Source organism: Mycobacterium sp. E3305, from assembly GCF_001666785.1.
In the GTDB taxonomy this organism is placed as follows: domain Bacteria; phylum Actinomycetota; class Actinomycetes; order Mycobacteriales; family Mycobacteriaceae; genus Mycobacterium.
In genome coordinates this window covers 1-20,171 of sequence record NZ_LZJA01000166.1, presented here as the reverse complement: position 1 = coordinate 20,171, position 20,171 = coordinate 1, and the positions used below count along the sequence as shown (strand labels likewise).

Here is a 20,171-nt window from a genome sequence, read left to right as displayed (position 1 = left end):
GCTTACTCCGTTGGTTGGATCTTAAGAGGGCTGTCGATCACGCGATGGTCCCGCTGTCCTTGAGGGCGATGATGTCGTCCCAGTCCTTGCCCAGTTCGAGCAATAGCGCCTCGGTATGTTCGGCGAACTCCGGTGTCGGGCCGAGAGTAAACGGTGTCTGATCGAAAAGCACGGGGCTCGATACCAACTCGAGGGCACCGCCGCTGCCTTGGACGGGCGCGATGACACCGTTTGCCCTCACCTGCTCGTCAGCCACAACATCCATCGTGTTCTGTACGGGCGCCCACTGCCCTTCGAAACCGGCCAGCGCTTTGCGCCAGTGCTCGAGGGTTTTGCTTCCGAGCACCTCGCGCAGGATCGCAGTTGCCTGGGCCGCGTTGCGGGTTAGCAGCTCATGGCTGGCAAAGCGTTCGTCGGTGGCAAGCTCGGGGAGTCCGACCCGCGAACAGAAGTCCGCCCAATGGCGGAAACCTTGCATCATCGACAATCCCATGTACCGCCCGTCGCCGGTGCGGTAGAAGCCCACCAGCGGATTGTGGGGGGCGACGTTGGCGCCGGCGGGGTTTGCCTGCCACGGCTCTCCGGAGATCAGCGCGGCGTTGACTGCCACCCCCATCGCCCACACCCCCACTCCGAGGAGCGACACATCCACCACCTTGGCCTCACCGGTCCGATCACGAGCGAACAGCGCCGCCGCGATTCCGCCGGCAATTGTCATGCCGCCCAGAGAATCTCCGTACGCCGGGCCGGGTTGTGCGACGACGCCGCCCATATCGGGCGGGGTGACGCTTGCCGCGCTACCGCCCCGGCTCCAGAAGCCCGTCATGTCGTAGCCACCGATGCCGGCCTCGTCGCCGAGCGTTCCGTATGCGCTGCCCCGCACATAGACGATGTCGGGATTCGCCGTCCGCAAGTCATCGACGTCGATCCGCAGTTTGGCACGGGCGTCGGGCAAGAAGTTGGTCAGGAACACGTCGCTTGTGCGCGCAATGTCCATCAGCAATTCATGGCCGGCCGGTGTCGAGATGTCCAGGGCGATAGATCGTTTGCCGCGGTTCGCGTGCTCCATGACGGGGTTGCGGTCGCCGGCGATCTGCACGTTGCCGAGCTGACGTAGGCCCCGCTGGGCATCGCCGGTGCGCGGATGTTCGATTTTGAGTACGTCGGCGCCCCAGTCCGCCAGCACCGCACCGGCGGCCGGAACGAACGTCCACTGGGCGACCTCGAGGACGCGTACGCCTGCCATGGGTCCGCTCATGGGCACGCCCCTCAGCGGTAGTCGAGCACAACAGGCAGGTGGTCGTGCGTGTGCACCAGCGTCGACACGCGGGGCACTCGGTCGCCGACCACGTGAATCCCCTTGGCGCGCCGCGCCACTTCCTCCAGCAGCAGACGAGCTTCGCGTCGAGCCAGGGCGGCGCCCATGCAGAAGTGCTCGCCGACCCCGAAGCCGAGGTGATTGGCGGCGTCCTGGCGGTGGATGTCGAACTGTTCGGCGGTCGGGCCCCAGTGCTCCTGGTCGCGGTTCGCGGACGCATAGGCGAGCAGCACCCCGTCGCCTTCCTTGACCTCCGCACCGCGCAGACGAACGTCGCGGGCCGCCTGCCGGGCCATGCTCATCACCGGCGTCCAGTAACGCAGCACCTCCTCGACGGCGTTGCCGCTCAGGCCAGGTTCGGCGAACAACACCGCCGATTGGTCGGGATGCGTGTCGAGGCAATCGGCTATTCCCGCGATCAGGCTCTGCGTGGTCTCACTGCCGGCGGCGAGCAAGGTGAGCGCGTAGATCATCACCTGCATGTCGTCGAAGGGCTCCCCGTCAACGGTCACCTGGGAGAGCATCGTGAGCAGATCGTCCTGAGGATGCTCCTTGCGTTCGGCGACGAGGCCCATCAGATAGGGCCCGATGTGTTCGAAGATGAATGCGTAGTCCTCGTCGCTCGCGGCCCCACCACCGACGTTGGCGATCGTGGTCGCCCAGCCCGCGACCTTCGGCCAGTCTTCCTCGGGCACTCCCAGCAGGTAGGCGAACACATACACGGGGATGGGCTCGGCGACCCGTTGAATCCAGTCGAATTCACCGTTCGGCAGGTCGTCGAGCGCATCGTTGACGACCTGGCGTACCCGGGCCTCCATCTTGGCGACCGCGGCCGGCGTGAACCGCACGCCGACGGCCTTGCGGTGCACTCGGTGCACCGGCGGATCCATGAACATGATGCCGCGGTTGCCATATCCCTGAGGGTCGCGGCCCTCCCGGTGCGCGATCAGATCCATCATGATCCCAATGCGCTCCGACTTGAACCTCTCGGGTCGAGCCGAGATACCCTTGATGTCTTCGTACTTGGTGATCACCCAGAACTGGCCCTCCTCGTACCAATGCACGGGATCGTGTTCGCGCAACTGCGCGAATGTGGCGTTCGGGTCGCCGAGGTAGAACGCCGGCTCGTCGAAGCGGGCCGCTGTGATCGTCACCATAAGACTGAACAATAGAACATCAACTGTTAATCTGCGAGTAGCCGTCCCGCCGGCCTGGCTGCGGCGCGGCATTGGCAGAAGAACAAAATCTGTTTTATTGTTGCATGGTGAGCGTCGGGTTGTCCCACCTTCGGGTATGCGACCTCGGCGGTCAACTGGCGGGCGCCGGGGCGACGAAGATCCTGGCCGCCTTCGGTGCCGAGGTCATCCGAGTCGAAGACCCCGCAACGCGCGGGATGTGGGACGCGCTGCGCGGCGTCGGCCCGTTCGTCGACGAGCGCCGGGGCGTGAATCTGGGTGCCGGCTTCAACAACCACAACGTGGGCAAGCTCGGGGTGACCATCAACCTGCGTCAAGAGGCAGGCAAGCAGCTGTTGCGTGAGCTGATCGCCCTGTCCGACATCGTCTGCGAGAATTTCGCCGCCGGCGTGCTGGACAGGATGGGTTTCGGCTACGACGAGCTGCGCCGGATCAAGCCGGACATCATCTACGTCTCCAACTGCGGCTTCGGACATAGCGGCCCCTACCGCGATTTCAAGACCTGGGGTCCCATCGTTCAGGCGCTGAGCGGGCTCACCTTCACAGCCGGGTTGCCCGACCGTGAGCCCGCGGGATGGGGTTACTCGTACATGGACCACGTCGCCGCCTACTACATGACGGTCGCGATCCTGGCGGCCCTGCATCAGCGCGAACGCACCGGCGAGGGTCAACACATCGACTTGGCCACGGTGCCTGCGGGAATCGCGATGCTGCCCACCGAGGTGCTGGATTGGACGGTCAACGAGCGGCCCGCGCGCCGGCCGGGGTTCCCGGACGGTAACCACGCCGACTTCGGTGAAATGGCCCCGCATGGGATCTACCCGTGCCTGGGCGAGGACCGGTGGGTCGCCATCGCCTGCCGCGACGACCGGGACGTCGCCCTGCTGTCCAAAGTCGTCGACGAACCGCGATTGACAGAGGACCGATTCGCCACCCTGGAGCAGCGGTTGCTCGGCGCCGACGCACTCGACGCACTCGTCAGCGCCTGCACCCGGACCCGCGAAGCCTCCTCGCTGGCAGCCGAACTCACTGCGGCCGGGGTGCCGGCGAGTGTCGTGAAGTCGCCGCGGGAACGGATCGACGAAGACCCGGACCTCGCCAACTGGGGACTGTTTCCGACCGTGACGCACCCCGAGATCGGGACGGTGCGCGTCGAAGGGGTTCCCCTGCGAATGTCGGCGTCGCCGTGGAGCATTTCGCGGGCCGCGCCGTGTCTGGGCGAACACAACCGAGACGTGCTGGGCGGGCTGCTCGGGCGCAGTGATCAGGAGCTGGACGAATTGACGAAGCGGGGTGTGATCTGAACGCGCTGAGCGGGATTCGCGTCGTCGAGATCAGCGGCCAGTTCACCCCCGTCGGGGGAAGGTTGCTCGCCGAACTCGGCGCGGAGGTCGTCGTGGTCGAACCTCCCGCGGGATCTTCACATCGGTCACGACCGCCGTTCGCACACGACAACATCGGGTCGGATACCAGCCTGCGCTGGTGGAGCGGCAACGTGGGCAAGAGGTCGGTGACCGTCGATCTCGACACCGCGGAGGGTGCCAACGCACTGGGGCGCCTGATCGCTGGCGCCGACATCGTCATCTCCGGGTCCGGCCCCGTCGGCGATGCCCGGCACCCGTCCCTGATCTGGGTGGCGGTCACCCCATTCGGCCTCGACAGCATGCGGGCCGACCAACCCGTCACCGACCTCACCATGCTCGCCGGCGGGGGTCCGGTCTGGAACTGCGGCTACGACGATCACTCCCTGCCGCCGGTCCGTGGCGCCGGCGAGCAGTCGGCCAACCTCGCCGGCCTGTATTGCGCGATCGGAGCGCTGGTGGCCCTTGCGCACCGGGACCAGGCCGGCCAGGGTCAGCTCGTCGACGTCAGCGTCAATGCGGCCTGCAACGTCAGTTCGGAGCAGACGACGTACCACTGGCTGGTCAACAACGAGACGTGCGTCCGCCAGACCGGCCGTCACGCGTACTTCACGCGGAGCCAACCGACGCAGGTCCGGTGCGCGGACGGCGCCTACGCCACCACCGGCGTGCTACCCCGCAAGCCGACCGAATTCGCGAACCTGCTGACCTGGCTCGCGGACCTTGGCCTGACCGACGAGCTTCCCGAGGCGGTGTTCCTGGAAATGGCCGCCTCTCGCGACGAGCCGGTCGACATCGCGATGATCGGTGCCGACGACGAGACCACCGCGATACTTATGGCGGCCCGCGACGCGATCACCTTGATTGCTTCCCGGATGCCGGCGAATGAGTACTTCCTGGAGAGCCAGCGACGCGGATTCCCCGCCGGAGCGGTGCTGTCACCCGACGAGGCCTTCGAGGACGAACACATCGCCGCCCGCGGGTTTCACGTGCCGGTCCACCACCCGGAACTGCGGGAGACGTTCCGCTATCCGGGCACGCCATACCTTTTCAGCGCCACTCTTGCGGGCGGGCCCGTACGGCCACCCTTGCTCGGGGAACACAACGCGCTGCTCGACGAACTTGCCGACGACACCGCATGACCCCCGGTGACCGCCTCACCCATATCGGGCTGTGCGTCAGCGATCTCGAAAGATCCGTCCGATTCTATTGCACGGCAATGGGATTCGACGAAAGCGGCCGCCTGACGGTCGACGGGCCCGAGACGGCACGGCTGCTGGGCGTGCCCGGGCTGGTGCTGGACTTGGTCTACCTGCAACGCGACGGATTTCGCCTCGAGTTGCTCGGCTACCCGGTACCGGGCGTGCGCGAGAAGCGCCGACCCCGCCGGATGAACGCGGTGGGCTTCACGCACCTGTCTTTCCGCGTCGACGACGCGGACGCGGTCGTCGCGCGTATCGAGCGCCTGGGTGGCCAAGCCCGACCGGAACGAACGGTCACATTCGACGGCGGCAACCGGGGACTGATGGCGACTGACCCCGACGGCAACTGGATCGAGTTGATCGAGCGCACGGCGCCGAGCGACTGAGCAGTTAGTCACTCAACGTCCGATTGTTCATTGCGATGATAGAGTCAGGGCTGTGCCAGCGACCAGCGAGTTGATGTATTCGCCGTTCTCCAAGGCGATCTTCGACGATCCGTACCCGGTGTACCGGAGATTGCGCGACGAGGCGCCGGTCTACCGGGATCCCGAAAACCGCTGGTGGGTCCTGTCCAGGTTCGACGACGTGTCGCAGGCTCTGCGGAATTGGGAGACGTTCTCGTCCAAGCGCGGTCCGGCACCGGAGAACCCGGACAACGACGGACGGAAGTACTCGGTGATCTCGATGGACCCGCCTCGCCACGACCGCATTCGCGGGGTCCTCAAAGGGTTCTTCACGCCAAAAGCGGTCGCCGCCATGGAGTCTGCCCTGCGGGCCGTGGTCCACACGCACCTTGGCCGGCTGCAACCGGGTACCACCGTCGACGCGATGGAGGCGTTCGCGTTCTCGGTGCCCACGGACGTGATCGGTGATCTGCTCGGCGTGCCGCACAGCGACCGCGCGCAGCTGCGCGTCTGGTGGGAGGCCTTCCTCACCCGGGAGGAAGGGCAGGTCGCGATGCCGGCCAAAGCCATCGAGGCCAACCGCCTGATCAGCCAGTACATCGGTGACCTGATCGAGCGGCGCCGCACCGACCCGGGTGACGACCTGATCAGCGTCGTGCTGCAAGCCACGTTCGACGACCCCGAGGCCGGCGGCCAGCGCGCCCTGACCCCGCACGAGGTGCTCATGTTCTGCAATCTCCTGTCGGCCGCCGGTTCGGAAACCACGCAGAAGCTGATCTCCAACGGCCTCGTCGCGCTCGCCGAGCACCCCGAGGAGTGGCAGCGCATCGTGAAGGACCGCAGCGTCATTCCCGCCGCGGTGAACGAGGCGCTGCGCTACGACACGCCGAGCCACTGGGTGGCTCGCACCTTGACCAGGCCCGTCGAGCGACACGGCGTCACCATGGACGCCGGCGACTGGGTGCTGCTGCTCCTGGGCAGCGCCAACCGCGACGAACGGCGCTACCACGATCCCGACCGTTTCATCATCGACAGGCCGCGCGGCACCGACGTGTATTTCGGGTGGGGAATCCACATCTGTCTCGGGCAATGGTTGGCTCGCCGCGAGGCGCAGCTGGTGTTCGAGTACATCGCCGACAGGTTTCCCGACTACGCCATCGGGGCTCGGGAACGCGTGCTTACCGCGACGGTGCGCGGATACACCAGCGTGGAGATGACCCTGCGCTGACCATGGAGATCGCCTTTACCGACGAGCAGCAACTGCTCCGCGACACCGCCGCGCAGCTGGGGGCGAGCGTGGGGGTTTCCAGCGCGGACGAAATCCCGACCGGCGAGGCGCTCGACGCCCAGTGGCGCCGCCTGGTGGATCTCGGTGTGCCGACGTTGCGTTCACCGCGCCTGTGCGGGCTCGAGGCGAGCGGCGTCGAAACCGTCGTCGTGATCGAAGAACTCGCCAGAACCCTCAGCGCCGTTCCGGTGGTGGGCCAGGCGGTGCTGGCCACCGAGCTCTTGGAGGCGGCCGGAGCCGAGAAGGAACTGGAGCTCGTCGCGGAAGGCGGCCTTCGGCTGGCGCCGGTGCTCGGCCCCGACTTGATGGGTTTCGGCTCGGCTCACCGACCTGGGGTGGCATTCGACGCCGCGGGCGCCACCCACGGACTACTGACCGCCCGCACCGACGGACAACGTCGGCTGGTGTGCGCACCACTGTGCGGCGCCGACCCGCGCGGACTGGACCTGACCCGTGAATTCCATTGTTTGCCAGCCGATTCGGTCGCTTCGGCGGTGGTGACCGGCGAGGCCATCGAAGACGAACGGTGGCAGCGGGTCGAGTCCTTGGCGATGACCGCCGTCGCCGCCGACCTGGTCGGCATCATGCAGGGTGCCCTGGACGACGCGGTCCGCTATGCGGGCGAGCGGGCTCAATTCGGGGTCAAGATCGGCTCGTTTCAGGCCGTGGGTCATCTGCTCGCCGATGCCCTGGTGCAAGTCGAAGGCGCCCGGAGTTGCCTCTGGCACGCCGCGTGGGCGATCGACCACTCGCCGGCCGACGAGGCGCGGCTGGCGGCGATGACGGCCAAGGCATACGCCTCGGCCGCGGGCCGGGAGGTGGTGGAAACCACGGTGCAGGTCTTTGGTGGCATCGCGATCACCTGGGAGCACGTTTCACACCTGCGGCTGCGTCGGGCGCTGTTGGACCGGCGGTTGTTCGGCGACGAGACGGTGCACTACGAGGCCATCGCCGCGCTGCGGCTGGCGAACCGGGAACTCGCCTAGCCATGGACTTCAACGACAGCGCACCCGAAGCGCAGTTCCGCGCCGAGCTCAGGCAGTGGCTGTCCGAGCACGCCGCCGACGCCGCGATTCCCGACGACCCGGCGGCGCGGGCTGACGCGCAAAATGCCTGGCACCAAACGCTTTACGAAGCCGGCTACATCGGGTTGTCCTTTCCCGTCGAGTATGGGGGGCATGGCAAGGCGCCGGTCTACGAGGCGATCCTCAACGACGAGCTCGGGCGGGCCGGCGCCGCGCCCATCGAGGGCGTCGGTCACCTCAGCAACGCGTTACGCCTGTTCGGAACCGACGAGCAGCGCGACACGCTGCTGCCCGGGCTATTGTCGGGCCGGGTGCGCTGGTGTCAAGGGTTCTCCGAACCCGAGGCCGGATCCGACCTCGCCGGCCTCAAGACCCGGGCCGATTGCCTCGACGCAGGCGGGCGTGAGATGTTTCGCGTCAACGGCCGCAAGATCTGGACGAGCTTCGGTGCGGTTGCCGACTGGTGCTTCCTGCTGTGCCGCACCGAGCCGGACGCACCGAAGCACGCCGGCATTTCCGTGTTGCTGGTGCCGATGTCGACGCCCGGCATCGAAGTGCGGCCCATCGTGAACGCCGCGCGCAACCGCGAGTTCACCGAGATCACGTTCGACAACGTCGATGTACCCGCGGGCAACCTGCTCGGCGGGCGCGGGGAGGGCTGGTCCATTGCCAACCAGCTGCTCGCCTACGAGCGCGGTCCCAGCGACATCAACTGGATCGGCCGGCTCAAGACGCAGCTACGTCGCCTCGAGGACGACGTTCGCGTCGGCTGGCTCGAAGACTCGCCGTCGGCTCGGGCCCGGCTCGGGCAGGCCTACGTGGAGCTGCGGGCACTGCAGATCAAGGTCATGAGATCGCTCACGGAGCGAAAGAACGGCCGGCTTCCCGGGCCCGAGGGTTCGGTGGACAAGTTGCTCATGACACGTGCCGACCAGTTCTTCGCCCACGCCATGATGGACCTTTCGGCCAGCGGCCCGCTGCTCACCGAAGGCCTGGAATGGGATATCTACGTGTGGTCGCGCGCCGCGGGCATCTACGGCGGAACTGCCCAGGTCCAGCGCAACATCGTCGCCCAGCGGGTGCTGGGCTTGCCGCGCGCCTGAGTGGAGCGGGGTCAGCCCTGTGGGTCCCGCGTCAGGTGCTTGTAGGCCTCCTGGAGCCCGTTGAGTCGTCGCATCAGGGTCGCGTCCTGATCATCCGACGCGCCGAGTTTGGCAGCGACCTCGGCGATCTCGGCGGCGAGCCGTTCGGCCGCCTCACCTTTGGTGAGCAGGTCCTGGTCGGCCCAATCGTCGTGCGGGATGCGCGACTGTGGGCTATCGGATGTTGTCATGGTCCTCCTTGATGCGCCCTGTTCGTTTGGGCTCCGGCCACCATCGGCGCTATAGTCAAATAGTCAGAATCTGTTCACTTGTACCGTATCGCACGACTTCGAGAGACGACTCCCACAATGCCGCTGCAACCTTCGATGAAGCTCCTGTCCGTCGATGATCACCTGATCGAGCCACCGCAGGTCTGGGCGGACCGACTGCCGAAGAAATTCCTCGACGCCGGTCCCCGCATCGTCGATTTCCCGCGCGACGGGGCTCCGCCGGTGCAGCAGTGGGTCTACGAGGGCAGGGCCTATCCGAACATCGGGCTGAATGCCGTCGCCGGCAAGTCGCCGGAGGAGTTCGGTGTCGACCCAATCCGCTACGCGGACATGATCCCCGGGTGCTACGACCCGAAAGCCCGACTGGCGGACATGGACATCGACGGCGTGCACGCCATGCTGTGCTTTCCGTCCTTCCCGCGCTTCTGTGGCACCGTCTTCCTGGAGGGCGAGGACAAGGAACTCGCCCAGTTGTCCGTCCAGGCGTGGAACGACTTCTCGCTCGACGAATGGTGCGCCACCGACCCCGCCCGCTTCATCCCGATGGCGATCACACCGCTGTGGGACGCGGCCCTGATCGTCGCCGAGATCGAGCGGGTGGCGGCCAAGGGCGCACGGGCGATCGGGCTGCCGGACAACCCGACCAACTTGAAGCTGCCCAGCTACCACACCGCGTACTGGGAGCCGGTGTGGTCGGCGCTCGAAGAGACGAACCTGACCGCGGTGATGCATTTCGGCAGCGGCGGGTTCCCGCCCCAGACCGCACCGGAGGCACCTTTCGCGGTGATGATCACCTTGATGGGCACAACGTCCATGGCCGCGGCGACCGAGCTCATCTTCTCGCCGGTGTTTCACAAGCACCCGAACCTCAAAGTCGCGTTCTCCGAAGGCGGCGTCGGCTGGATGCCGTACCTCGTCGAACGCGCGGACTACGTCTGGCGCAAGCACAAGTTCTACCAGAACATCCACCCCACGGTGGCGCCGTCGGAGCTGTTCCGGCGCAACATCTCCGGATGTTTCATCGAGGACGAAGTCGGCATGTCGATGCGCCACCAGATTGGGATCGACAACATCACCTGGGAATGCGACTATCCGCACTCCGACTCCTTCTGGCCCAAGAGCCGCGCGCGCGCCGAGGAGATGCTCGCCGACGTGCCCGACGAGGAGGCCGCCAAGATTGTCGAACTCAACACGCGGCGCTGGTACGCCTTCCCCGAGGGCGGCTTCAAGTCCTGCACCGCGGATGCCGGGTGGCGCCCCAACGGCGGCAACCCGCCGGAGTACGACTACGACGAGGTCATGGCCGGCCACGGCGGCATCGGATTCGACGCATTCATAGACAAGATGGAAGAGCAGAAGTCTCACAAGGTCTGACGCGCACGGAGCTTCAATCGACCGGGACGGCGATGTCGGTCGAATTCGCCCGTCCGCGTAGCACTTTCGAGTCGACGACCCGCCATCGGTGCGACTCCTCCTGATCGGCCATGTCCAGCGCCACGGCGGACGCGGCGACGCCCACCGACAGCTTGGCGACGTCGGTGAGCCGCGCCGCCTCGTTGACCGGGTCGCCGATCACCGTGTACTCATAGCGGCCGGGGTGGCCGACGTTGCCGGCCACCGCCATGCCGGCCGAGACGCCGATGCCGGCCCTGATCGGCGCGCCGGGCGGATTCAAAATCCTGTTGAGTTCGCGCGCCGTCGCCAGCGCATGCGCGGCGCGGTCATCGTCGTCGAGGGGGGCGCCGAAGATCGCCAGCGCGGCGTCCCCTTCGAACTTGTTGACGAAGCCCCGATTCGCTTCGACCGCGTTCACGACCATCGTGAAGAAGTCGTTTAGCGTCGCCAGCAACTCGGGCGGCTCCAGTGTGGTGGCCAGCCGCGTCGAGCCGACCAGATCCACGAACAACACCGCCACTTCGCGGTTGACACCGCCCATCTCGATCTGGTCACCGGCGGCGGCGAGTTGCTCGGCCAGACGGGCCACATCCTGGCCGACGTGGCGGCCGAACAGGTCGCGCAGCCGTTCTCGTTCCCGCAGTCCGGTCGCCATGGTGTTGAAGCCCGCCTGTAACAGACCGAGCTCGGAGGCGTCGAAAACGGCAACGGACACGTCGAATTCGCCGCGCTGCACGCGTTGCATGCCGTGCCTGACCTCGTCGATGGGATCGGCGATCGTTGACGCGTTGAATGCGGCGACCACCAGGCCACAGGCCATGGCGCAACCCACGAGGACGATTACGACCAGCGCAAGCCGATGAGCGGAGTACTCGACGAACAGGGCGCTCGCGGCGACGAGCATGACCATCAGCGTCGGTACTCCCGTTCCGATCACCCAGGCGCTCACCGCTCGCAGCCGAAGACCCGGCCCCCGTGGCCGTGACGGCGGGTCTTCGGTGAGCAGCCTGGCCGCCGTCGGCCGCAGCGCAAACCTGCACATCCAATAGGACAGCGCGGTTGTCACGACGGCACCGAGCAGGATCGAAACTCCCAGGGTTGCGGCCAGCCAGGGGGTGCGAAAATTCGTGAGTACGAATATGACGGCGGCCGCCGACCATACCGTTCCGTGGATCACGGCCATTCTCATCGGGATGGCCAGGACGACGCGGCGCGCGGTGGCATCGTTGGCCCCCGCGGGCAGGCCCAGCAAGGTGTACCCGCATATCGCGGCCAGCGGCAGGGCGGTGCCCGAATAGCAGACGCCGGCAACGATGTTGACCAATATCACGTGGTGTTCGCGGAGCGCCGCACCCGTCGGCAGGGCCCACGCGGTCAATGCCGCGATCAGGACCGAGCCAGTGACGGTCGGGACGATCGCCCCCGATATCACGAGCGATTTGCCGGCGGGAGCGAACGGCGAACGCAGCCGGCGCCGGACGGGCTTCACGGCGACTGCCGGGCGGCGGTCGACTTTCCCCGCCAGCTCTCGACACTGACGAGTCGTCCCGATGATGCCAACGTCATGAACACGGTGCCGCCGTCGGGGCTCAGCGCGACGTTTGTGGTCATCGGATCGTCGGCGGGAATCGCGCCCAACAGCTCGCCGGTCGGGGAGATCACGGTGACACCGCCGGTCCCGAGGGTCGCGACGAGGATTCTGCCGGCGGCGTCGACACAAAGCCCGTCCGCCCCTCCGACATTCAGCGGGCCCCCGCTGGGCACCGTTGCCAGACCGCGCGCCCGGGTCACCATTCCGGGGCCGTCGAGCGCGAATTCCCAGACCCGGCGCGTTCGCGTCTCGGCCACGTAGAGCAACGCCCCGTCCGGGGACAGGGCCACGCCGTTGGGCATCTCGAGTGGGTAGACGATCTCGCGAAGCCCACCGTCGACGGTGCCGTAGAGCAGGCCGGTCATGCCGCGGTTGCGGCCTCGCGTGACTCCGCCGTCGGTGACGTAGAAGCCGCCATCGCCGTCGACGCAGATGTCGCTGGGCCGCATCAGCGGCAGCGTGCCGCCTGAAAGCGCGGTGAATTCGGTGCACAGGGTGCTGACCCGACCGCTGGCTTCGATCAGCTGCAGCGCGGGAGTGACTGGGTGGTCGGGCGCCCCCACCGGCCGGAAAAGTGTTGCACAGCCGACGAAATCGTAGGGCCACGGCCCGAGTCCGAAGGTGGAGCCGCCGTTCTGGCAGACCACCAGCCGACCGTCCGGAAGCCGGGCCACCCCGTTGGGGCCACCGCCGGTCTCGGCGACCGTCTCGGTGACACCGTCGGGGCGGACGCGGGTGATCCTGCCGGCCGCCATCTCCGACACCACGACGGAGCCGTCGTCGTAGACGACCGGGCCTTCGGGGAAGGAGAGCCCCTCGGCTAGGCAACGGCCGGAGCTCACGGCCGCGTTTCCCCGTCGGCCTTGCTCTGCCACCAAGCCGTGAAGACCGGGTCGCTCAGCGGCAGGTCGCCGACGCCGGTCTGGTTTCGTGGCCAGGCTGCGGCTCCTTGTGTCAGGGGCGACGGCCGGCGGCTGACGCCGTAGCACAGGTGATGCCTTCGGTGCAGGAAAAGCCAACGCCCGCAGTGCCGCTCGTAGCGGTCCTCGTACTTGATGAGCTGTTCGACAAACCCCTCGGCGTCGGTCTGGGCGAAACACTGGGCCCAGACCTGCCCGCGGGCGCGGTCCGCTGTGTCCAGCTCGACGAGGTGGTTAGCGACGAGGATGACCGCGAATACGCTCCCGTCGACGCTGGCCGACATCAGCCGGCGCAGCGCCTCGGGGCCCTCTCCGTGCTCGCCGAACCGGGCGTGCGGGACGAACAATTCGGCCATCGCATCGACGTCCCGCGTTTCGATCGCGGCGGCGTAACGGAAGGGCAGTTGACGAATTTCCTCCTTCGCCAACAGGTCCCGAATTTCGGTGTCGTGCATCGGGGCTAGGGCACCGGGGTCGAGGGGCCGAGTACGTAGCGCCCCGATTGCGGATGGTGATACCAGCCGCCGGCCGCCGATGTCCCGCCGTCGACGTGCAGCGTCTGCCCGGTCACGTAGGCGCTGAGGTCACTGGCGAGGAAGATTGCGGCGCCGGCCATTTCGTCGACGTGGCCCGCGCGGCCCATCGGCACCATGAGTTTGGCGTTTTCGACGCCGTTGGGCGCCATCTTCTGCAGGCTCTCGGTGAGCGTGAAGTCGGGCGCGAGCCCGTTGACGCGGATGTTGTGCGGTGCCAATTCAAGCGCGGCGGTCTTGGTGAAGTTGACCACGCCCGCTTTGGCCGCGGCGTAGGCGGCAAACCCGGGCGCGGCGCGGACCGCCTCGATGGTGCTGATGTTGATGACGCTGCCGCCCTGTCCCGCCTCGACCAAGGCCCGCGCTACGCGTTGCGTACAGAGCAGCACCTGCGTCAGATTGATCCGGATCAGGGCATCCCAGCCGTTGGGCGAGGTGTCCAGCAGGCCCGACCAGAAGACCCCGCCGGCATTGTTCACCAGGATGGTCGGAACCCCCAGCGCGTCGACGGTCGTGGCCAGCGCCGCGTCGACCTGTTCGGCGTCGCGCACGTCGGTGACGCACGCGAGGCCGCCGACCCGCGCGGCCACCTCCGTGGCACTCGGATGGTCCTTCTCCCAGATGGCCACCCGTGCGCCGAATTCGGTGAGGGCCTCGGCGATGGCGCTTCCGATCCCACCGCCCCCGCCCGTGACGACGGCGACCCGGCCGTCCAGCGATGCGGCGTTTCGGTGCAGCGTCATGAGCGTCTCTCAGCGCCCACGAAAGTCCGGGTCGCGTCGCTCGGTGAAAGCCGCCATGCCCTCGGCGACGTCGTCGGTCGCGGCGACCTGCTCCACCAACAGCGCCTCGGTGCGAAACGCGGCATCGCGGTCGACGTCGAATGCCTGATTCAGCATCGCCTTGGCCGCCGCCAGCGCACGGGTGGGCCCGCTGGCGAGCCGTTGGGCCCAGGCGGCCGTCTCGGCTTCCAGGTCATCGGCACCGACGACCTTATTGACCAGGCCGATCCTCTCGGCTTCCGCGGCGGAGAGCTCCTCGCCGAAAAGCAGCAGCTGCTTTGCGACGTTGAACGGAACCTTGCGCGCCAGCAGATAGGCGGCACCCCCGTCCGGTGCGAGCCCGCGCCGCGCGAAAAGCTCGATGATGCGAGCACTTTCGGCGGCCACGATGAGGTCGCACGCCAGCACCATGCTGGCGCCCACCCCTGCGGCGGTCCCGTTGAGCGCACACAACACCGGCTTTTCGCAGTCCAGCAACGCCGTCACCACCGCCTGAGACCCGGTACGCAGAATGCGGGCGGCGTCGCCCGCAATGCGGTCCTTCTTGGGCTGCATTCCCGGGTCCCGAAGATTCGGTCCCGTGCAGAAATGCTTGTCACCGCGGCCGGTGAGCACCACCGCCCTGACGCCCGCGTCGTCGGACGCGGAGCGGAGGTTTTCGATGAGGGCCTGCTGCACCGCCCGCGTCACCGAATTGCCGGCCTCGGGGCGGTCCAAGACCAACCAGAGCACCGCGCCTTCGGTGCGGACGGCGAGGTCGGGTGTCACAGCCGCATCGGCACGCTGGCGGGGCCGCGCACGGAATTGGTGTGCACGTACGTCACGGCATCACGGTCGACGTCCCAGGTCGGGAAACGCTTCAACGTCTCTTCCAGCGCCACCCGGGCCTCGAGGCGGGCCAGCGCCGCGCCCAGGCAGAAGTGTGAACCATGGCCAAAGCTGATGTGCCGGATTCCCGTGCGCTCGACGTCGAGGACGTCGGGGTTCTCGTATTGGCGTTCGTCGCGGCCCGCCGACCCGGTCAGCAGGGCAACGCGCGAGCCCGCCGGGATGAGCGTGCCGTTGTAAGTGACGTCGCGTTTCGTGTAGCGGCCCTGTACCGGCGAGGGGGCGTCGTAGCGCAGCAGTTCCTCGACGGCGTTGCCGATCAGGTCGGGCCGGTCGACCAACTTGGCCCGCTGGTCGGGGTATCTCGCCAGTGTCAGCGCGGCCCACCCCAGCAAGCGGGCAACTGTCTCGTTGCCGGCGACGTTGATCATCGCGATGAACATCAACACTTCGCCATCGTCCAGGCGGCGGGTCTCGCGGCCCGCCTGGACCAGGTCGGAGCTCATCAGGTTGCCGACGATGTCGTCGGTCGGTGCGGCCCGCCGTCGCTGAATCTGATCGGCGTAGTAGCCCAGCAGTTTCACGTTGGCCTGCTGGCCCTCCTCATTCAGCTCGGTCGTGCCCTCGTCGCGATGCAGCTGGGCATCCGACCACTCGCGCAGGTTGTCGTGGTCTTCCTCGGGGAAACCCAGCAGCGAGCTGATCACCATCACCGGGAGCTTCATCGAGAAGTCGCGCACGTAGTCAAAGCCGTCGGTGCCGACGAACGCATCCAGGTAGGCGCAGCACAGCGAGCGGACCCGGTCCTCGAGCTGGGCGACTTGAGTGCGGAAGAAGGTGCGATTGACCATCTTTCGCAGTGCGGTGTGGTCGGGTGGATCCATCATGATCATCGCCCGGGGCGGCGGCCAAGGCTCGTCGGTGATCGCGTCGAGGGTGATCCCGTGCGACGAGGAAAACGTCTCGGTATCCAGCGACGCTTCCATCACGTCGGCGAACCGGCTCAAAGCGTAGAAGCCGTACTGGTCGTTGTAGTAAGTTGGCGCTTCGTCGCGCAGCCGTTTCCAGACCCCATACGGATTCTCGTGCAACGCGCGGTCGAACGGATCCCAACGTAACTCGATCGTCGTCATCGGCACCGTCCCTTCCCAAAGAACACTAATACATTATCTGTATAGTTGCACCATGCTGACGGCGTGGTGATCGTCTGCCCGGTGTTGAGGAGGACGAACGATGGAAACGCGAGAACTCGAGCACGTGATCTACCAGAAAGATGGCCCGATCGCGCGGATCATCCTCAACAACCCGGACGCCGCCAACGCCCAGAGCTCGGAAATGGTCCACAGCGTCAACGAGGCGCTTGACGATGCGCAGTACGACTATGACATCAAGGTCGTCATCATCAAGGCCAACGGCAAGGGGTTCTGCTCCGGTCACATCCCCACCGGTGCGTACCCCGAATTCATGGCCGAACTGCAAGCGTCCGGCAAGGTGTGGCGTTCGGCCGCGCAGTTGTTTTTATGGCCGGTGCTGAAGTTGTGGGAATTCCCCAAGCCGGTGATCGCCCAGGTGCATGGGTATGCGATCGGCGGAGGTACCACCTGGGCGCTGATCCCCGAGATCACGGTGTGTTCCGAGGACGCGTGGTTTCAGATGCCCCTGGTGCCGGGGTTCGGCCTGCCGGGCGCCGAGACCATGTTCGAGCCGTGGGTCTTCATGAACTACAAGCGGGCCGCCGAATACCTCTACACCGCCCAGCGATTGAGCGCGGCGGAAGCGCTCGAGTTCGGTCTCGTAAACCGGGTGGTCCCGGCCGACAAGCTTGAGGCCACCGTGGAGGAACTGGCCACCCAAATCGCCAAGGCGCCGCTCATCACGTTGCAGGCCGTCAAATCCGGCGTCATCCGCGCGTGGGAGACGATGGGGTTCCGCACCCACCAGCAGGCCACCAACGACCTGCAGGCGATGGTGACCGGCAGCAAGGAATTCCAGGAATTCATGGCGGAGCTGATGAAGAAGGGCTCCAAACCGACCGAGCGCATCTAGCCATGCCGTGCAAGCCCCTCATCCAATTCGGCGGTGACGAGAACACCGAGGCACTGCGGACTTCGATCCGCGAGTGGCTGGCGGACAACCTCGCCGACGAGTTCCGCCGCACCGCGGCCAATCCCGACTACCTGCCGCGCGACGCCCACGAACGTGCGGTCTCGTTCTGCAGAAAGTTGCACGAGCAGGGCTGGTTCGTGCCGCACTGGCCCGCCGAGTACGAGGGCGGCGGACGCGGGATCGTCGAACAGGTGGTCATCCGCGAGGAACTCGCTTATGCGGGCGCACCGCTGGTGAACACCAACGGAGTCAACATGCTGGCACCGGTGCTGTTCAAATACGGCACGCCCGAGCAGAAGGCCGAGCACCTGCCGGCGATCGCCCGATCGGAACGCATGTGGGCACAAGGCTATTCGGAACCTGAGGCCGGCTCGGATCTGGCGTCGCTGCGGATGACGGCCCGGCGAGACGGCGACGAGTACGTCCTCGACGGACAGAAGACGTGGACCAGCAACGGCGTGCTCGCCGATTGGATCTTCGTCCTGGCGCGCACCTCGCCCATCGAGGACAAGCGCCAGGCCGGAATCTCGTTCTTCCTCGTCGACCTGGAAAGTCCGGGAATCACGCGCCGGCCGATCCGGTCCATGACCGGGTATCCGACCTTCGCCGAGGAGTTCTTCGATGGTGTGCGTGTGCCCGCCGCCAACCTCGTCGGAGCCGAGGGGCAGGGCTGGACGGTCGGGAAGGCGCTGCTTGACGCCGAACGGTCGAACGTCACCAGGGCGGCCCAGGCGCAACGCTACCTCGATGAGCTCATCGACTGGTGCCACGCGCAGAAGGGCTCGGCGCACGACCCCCTGTCCGATCCGGCCAACCGCATCGCGTTGGCCCGCGCCGTCGAACGCGTCGAGGTGGGCCGCGCCCTGTCGTATCGCGTAGCGCACCTGCAGGCGGCCGGCGCCCTGGATCCCGCGCTTCCGTCGTTGTCGAAGCTGTATCACTCCGAACTGACCGCCGAACTGCGCGCACTCGGGGCCCAGATCCTGGGTCCGGCAGGCGAACTCATGCCGGACGATCCCGACGCGGTGCTCGACGGGCACTTCTCCGAAGGCCTCTTGCTGTCCTTGCTCCACACGATCGGCGGCGGCACCAGCGAGATCCAGCGCGATCTGATCTCGACTGTTGGCCTCGGGATGCCGCGCTGACGTCAGGCGTACCCGGCCCGGCCCTTGGCGGCCGCCGAACGTTGTTGCGCCACGGTCGCCATCGCCAGCTCGAGCGGATGGAAGGCGGCGAGCTGGGCGGCCTCGGCGGAATTGATCAGCCGCTTCGTCATCTCCACCGCCCCCGCATCGGCTCGGGAGATTTCGTCGGCGATGGACAGGGCGCGGCTGACGGCGGATCCGGGTTCGACGATCTCGGTCACCAGCCCGAGCTGCTCCGCCTCGCCGGCCGGCAATCGTGTTCCTCGCAGCAGCAACGACGCAGCGCGGTTGCGGCCCAGCTGCTGCGTTAAGCGCCAGGCCAATCCGCCGTCGGGCACCACCGCACGCGCGACGAACGGGGCGGCAAAAAATGCGTCGGAAGCGCACACGACGAGGTCGCACGCCAGCGCCAAGCTCCAGCCGAGGCCGACGGCCGCACCCTCGACTGCTGCGATCGTCGGTATCGGCACAGCTTTGAGTTGTTCCATTACGCGTTGGGCGTGCTCGACGCGGCCGGCAGGGCCCAATGGACCGTCGCCGCGTGCCGGCCCCGTCTTCAAATCCCCACCGGCGCAGAAGAAGTCTCCGGCGCCGGCTAAGACCAACGCGCGGTCGCCGTACGCAACCACTCCGCCGAGCGCGATCGACAGCTCGGTCCAGGTTTCGTAACAGAGGGCGTTGCGCCGGCGTGGCCGATTGAGGAAGAGGACGGCGATGCCGCCATGGTCCTCGCGGCGAATGAGCGGATCGCTGTCCGTCACTGTCGGCCGAGGAACTTGTCGATGGCGGCCCGGTGTTCGGGCGTGGTGAAACACTCGGTCTCCGCGGAGATCCCGTATTCGAGGATGCCGGTGATCGCGCGCTGGGCGTGCAGGTTCAGCGTTCGTTTGGTGTCCTGCACCGCCCTCGGTGGTAACGCGGCCAGGCGGTGGGCGATCGACAGCCCCTCCTGCTTGATCTCCGCGTGCGACACGACGCGGTTGGCCAGGCCCAACTCGACGGCCTTGTCGGCCTTGATGCGTTCGCCGAGCATCAGGTATTCCTTGGCCTTCAGCAGGCTCATCAACAGTGGCCACAGCACCGACCCACCGTCACCGGCGACCAGGCCGCTCGCGACGTGAGTGTCGGCGAAGAACGCGCGGTCGGACATCAGGACGATGTCACACAACACCGCGATGCTGCACCCGAAGCCGACCGCGGGCCCGTTGACGGCCGCGACCACAGGCAGCGGAAAGTCGATCATGTCCCGCACGATGCGGCGGGCGTCGCGCATCCCGGCGCGGCGTGTCACCGGGTTGTTGACGTGGGTTTCCAGCCACTCCACCAGGTTTCCGCCGGCGGAGAAGTAGTCGCCCGTGCCGGTGATCAGCACAGCCCGCGCGTCGGCATCTTCGGCCAGCGTCGCCCACAGTCTCGAGAATGCCGTGTGCATTCTGTTGTTGACCGCGTTGGCGTCGTCGGGGTTGTTCAGCGTCACGATCCGGACGGGACCGTCGGCGGCAACGAGGATCTCGTCGCACCCGGTCAGTTCCGACGTGCCCTGCGGTAACTCGGTCATGGGCGGTCAGCCGTCCTCGTGCGGCGCCAGCCACGCCGGTCGTCGGGTCTGGACAAACGCGTCTCGATCGCGGCTGACCGCCCAAGCCGGAGATCGCTTCTGCAGGAACGCCGTGAAGGCCTCGATCTGTTCGGCGGTTCCGATCGA

20 protein-coding genes are annotated in these 20,171 nt (G+C 66.9%); 9 read left to right on the top strand and 11 right to left on the bottom strand.

The window, feature by feature from the left end; genetic code table 11:
* Nucleotides 1-37: 37 nt before the first annotated feature.
* Both A5701_RS15460 and A5701_RS15455 read right to left on the bottom strand, forming a co-directional pair.
* Complete coding sequence (locus A5701_RS15460; protein WP_369807424.1) at nt 38-1,246, bottom strand: CaiB/BaiF CoA transferase family protein; 1,209 nt, start codon at nt 1,244-1,246, stop codon at nt 38-40.
* Between the two features lie 23 nt (nt 1,247-1,269).
* Nucleotides 1,270-2,475, bottom strand: coding sequence for a cytochrome P450 (locus A5701_RS15455; protein ID WP_067755141.1), 1,206 nt, complete (start codon nt 2,473-2,475; stop codon nt 1,270-1,272).
* Between the two features lie 107 nt (nt 2,476-2,582).
* Here A5701_RS15455 and A5701_RS15450 point away from each other — a divergent pair, with 107 nt between their 5' ends.
* From A5701_RS15450 to A5701_RS15425, 6 genes are read left to right on the top strand one after another with little or no spacing between them, the layout of a single operon-like run.
* Entirely contained in the window at nt 2,583-3,818 is a 1,236-nt protein-coding gene (locus A5701_RS15450) for a CaiB/BaiF CoA-transferase family protein (protein WP_197499180.1), read from the top strand.
* Nucleotides 3,794-5,017, top strand: a complete 1,224-nt coding sequence (locus tag A5701_RS15445) for a CoA transferase (RefSeq protein WP_369807423.1) — start codon at nt 3,794-3,796, stop codon at nt 5,015-5,017. Before A5701_RS15450 ends, A5701_RS15445 begins: the two co-directional genes overlap by 25 nt.
* Nucleotides 5,014-5,463, top strand: a complete 450-nt coding sequence (locus tag A5701_RS15440) for a VOC family protein (protein ID WP_067755132.1) — start codon at nt 5,014-5,016, stop codon at nt 5,461-5,463. The genes A5701_RS15445 and A5701_RS15440 overlap by 4 nt, the downstream gene beginning before the upstream one ends.
* 52 nt (nt 5,464-5,515) lie before the next feature.
* Nucleotides 5,516-6,709, top strand: coding sequence for a cytochrome P450 (locus tag A5701_RS15435; RefSeq protein WP_082950437.1), 1,194 nt, complete (start codon nt 5,516-5,518; stop codon nt 6,707-6,709).
* A gap of 2 nt (nt 6,710-6,711) precedes the next feature.
* The gene (locus A5701_RS15430) at nt 6,712-7,755 is read left to right on the top strand and encodes an acyl-CoA dehydrogenase family protein (RefSeq protein WP_067755129.1); all 1,044 of its coding nucleotides are present in this window, start codon (nt 6,712-6,714) and stop codon (nt 7,753-7,755) included.
* Nucleotides 7,756-7,757: 2 nt separating this feature from the next.
* Nucleotides 7,758-8,897 (top strand): acyl-CoA dehydrogenase family protein, encoded by a 1,140-nt coding sequence (locus A5701_RS15425; RefSeq protein WP_067755126.1) that lies wholly within the window; start codon nt 7,758-7,760, stop codon nt 8,895-8,897.
* 11 nt (nt 8,898-8,908) lie between these two features.
* On the opposite strand, the gene A5701_RS15420 is transcribed toward A5701_RS15425, so the two are convergent.
* On the bottom strand, nt 8,909-9,127 hold the full coding sequence (locus A5701_RS15420; RefSeq protein ID WP_067755123.1) for a hypothetical protein: 219 nt from the start codon (nt 9,125-9,127) through the stop codon (nt 8,909-8,911).
* Nucleotides 9,128-9,244: 117 nt separating this feature from the next.
* On the opposite strand from A5701_RS15420, the gene A5701_RS15415 reads away from it, so the two are divergent.
* A complete protein-coding gene (locus tag A5701_RS15415; protein ID WP_067755120.1) occupies nt 9,245-10,540 on the top strand; it encodes an amidohydrolase family protein in 1,296 nt (431 codons plus the stop codon).
* Between the two features lie 13 nt (nt 10,541-10,553).
* Here the strand turns inward: A5701_RS15415 and A5701_RS15410 are convergent, their stop codons facing one another.
* From A5701_RS15410 to A5701_RS15385, 6 genes are read right to left on the bottom strand one after another with little or no spacing between them, the layout of a single operon-like run.
* On the bottom strand, nt 10,554-12,050 hold the full coding sequence (locus tag A5701_RS15410; RefSeq protein WP_082969765.1) for an adenylate/guanylate cyclase domain-containing protein: 1,497 nt from the start codon (nt 12,048-12,050) through the stop codon (nt 10,554-10,556).
* Entirely contained in the window at nt 12,047-12,994 is a 948-nt protein-coding gene (locus tag A5701_RS15405; protein ID WP_067755117.1) for an SMP-30/gluconolactonase/LRE family protein, read from the bottom strand. Before A5701_RS15405 ends, A5701_RS15410 begins: the two co-directional genes overlap by 4 nt.
* Complete coding sequence (locus tag A5701_RS15400; RefSeq protein WP_067755114.1) at nt 12,991-13,527, bottom strand: nuclear transport factor 2 family protein; 537 nt, start codon at nt 13,525-13,527, stop codon at nt 12,991-12,993. Before A5701_RS15400 ends, A5701_RS15405 begins: the two co-directional genes overlap by 4 nt.
* Before the next feature lie 5 nt (nt 13,528-13,532).
* Nucleotides 13,533-14,348, bottom strand: a complete 816-nt coding sequence (locus A5701_RS15395) for an SDR family NAD(P)-dependent oxidoreductase (RefSeq protein ID WP_067755111.1) — start codon at nt 14,346-14,348, stop codon at nt 13,533-13,535.
* A 9-nt stretch (nt 14,349-14,357) separates the two neighbouring features.
* Nucleotides 14,358-15,155 (bottom strand): enoyl-CoA hydratase/isomerase family protein, encoded by a 798-nt coding sequence (locus A5701_RS15390; RefSeq protein WP_067755108.1) that lies wholly within the window; start codon nt 15,153-15,155, stop codon nt 14,358-14,360.
* Nucleotides 15,152-16,348: a cytochrome P450 gene (locus A5701_RS15385; protein WP_067755105.1), complete on the bottom strand. Its 1,197-nt coding sequence runs from the start codon at nt 16,346-16,348 to the stop codon at nt 15,152-15,154. Before A5701_RS15385 ends, A5701_RS15390 begins: the two co-directional genes overlap by 4 nt.
* A 100-nt stretch (nt 16,349-16,448) precedes the next feature.
* Between A5701_RS15385 and A5701_RS15380 the strand changes: the two genes are divergently transcribed.
* Nucleotides 16,449-17,261: an enoyl-CoA hydratase/isomerase family protein gene (locus A5701_RS15380; RefSeq protein ID WP_067755102.1), complete on the top strand. Its 813-nt coding sequence runs from the start codon at nt 16,449-16,451 to the stop codon at nt 17,259-17,261.
* Nucleotides 17,262-17,263: 2 nt separating this feature from the next.
* Nucleotides 17,264-18,466, top strand: coding sequence for an acyl-CoA dehydrogenase family protein (locus tag A5701_RS15375; protein ID WP_067755099.1), 1,203 nt, complete (start codon nt 17,264-17,266; stop codon nt 18,464-18,466).
* 2 nt (nt 18,467-18,468) lie between these two features.
* Here the strand turns inward: A5701_RS15375 and A5701_RS15370 are convergent, their stop codons facing one another.
* Complete coding sequence (locus A5701_RS15370) at nt 18,469-19,227, bottom strand: enoyl-CoA hydratase/isomerase family protein (protein WP_067755096.1); 759 nt, start codon at nt 19,225-19,227, stop codon at nt 18,469-18,471.
* Nucleotides 19,224-20,024 carry an enoyl-CoA hydratase/isomerase family protein gene (locus tag A5701_RS15365; RefSeq protein ID WP_067755093.1) on the bottom strand — a complete coding sequence of 267 codons (801 nt, stop codon included), beginning with the start codon at nt 20,022-20,024 and terminating at the stop codon, nt 19,224-19,226. Before A5701_RS15365 ends, A5701_RS15370 begins: the two co-directional genes overlap by 4 nt.
* Between the last annotated feature and the right edge of the window lie 147 nt (nt 20,025-20,171).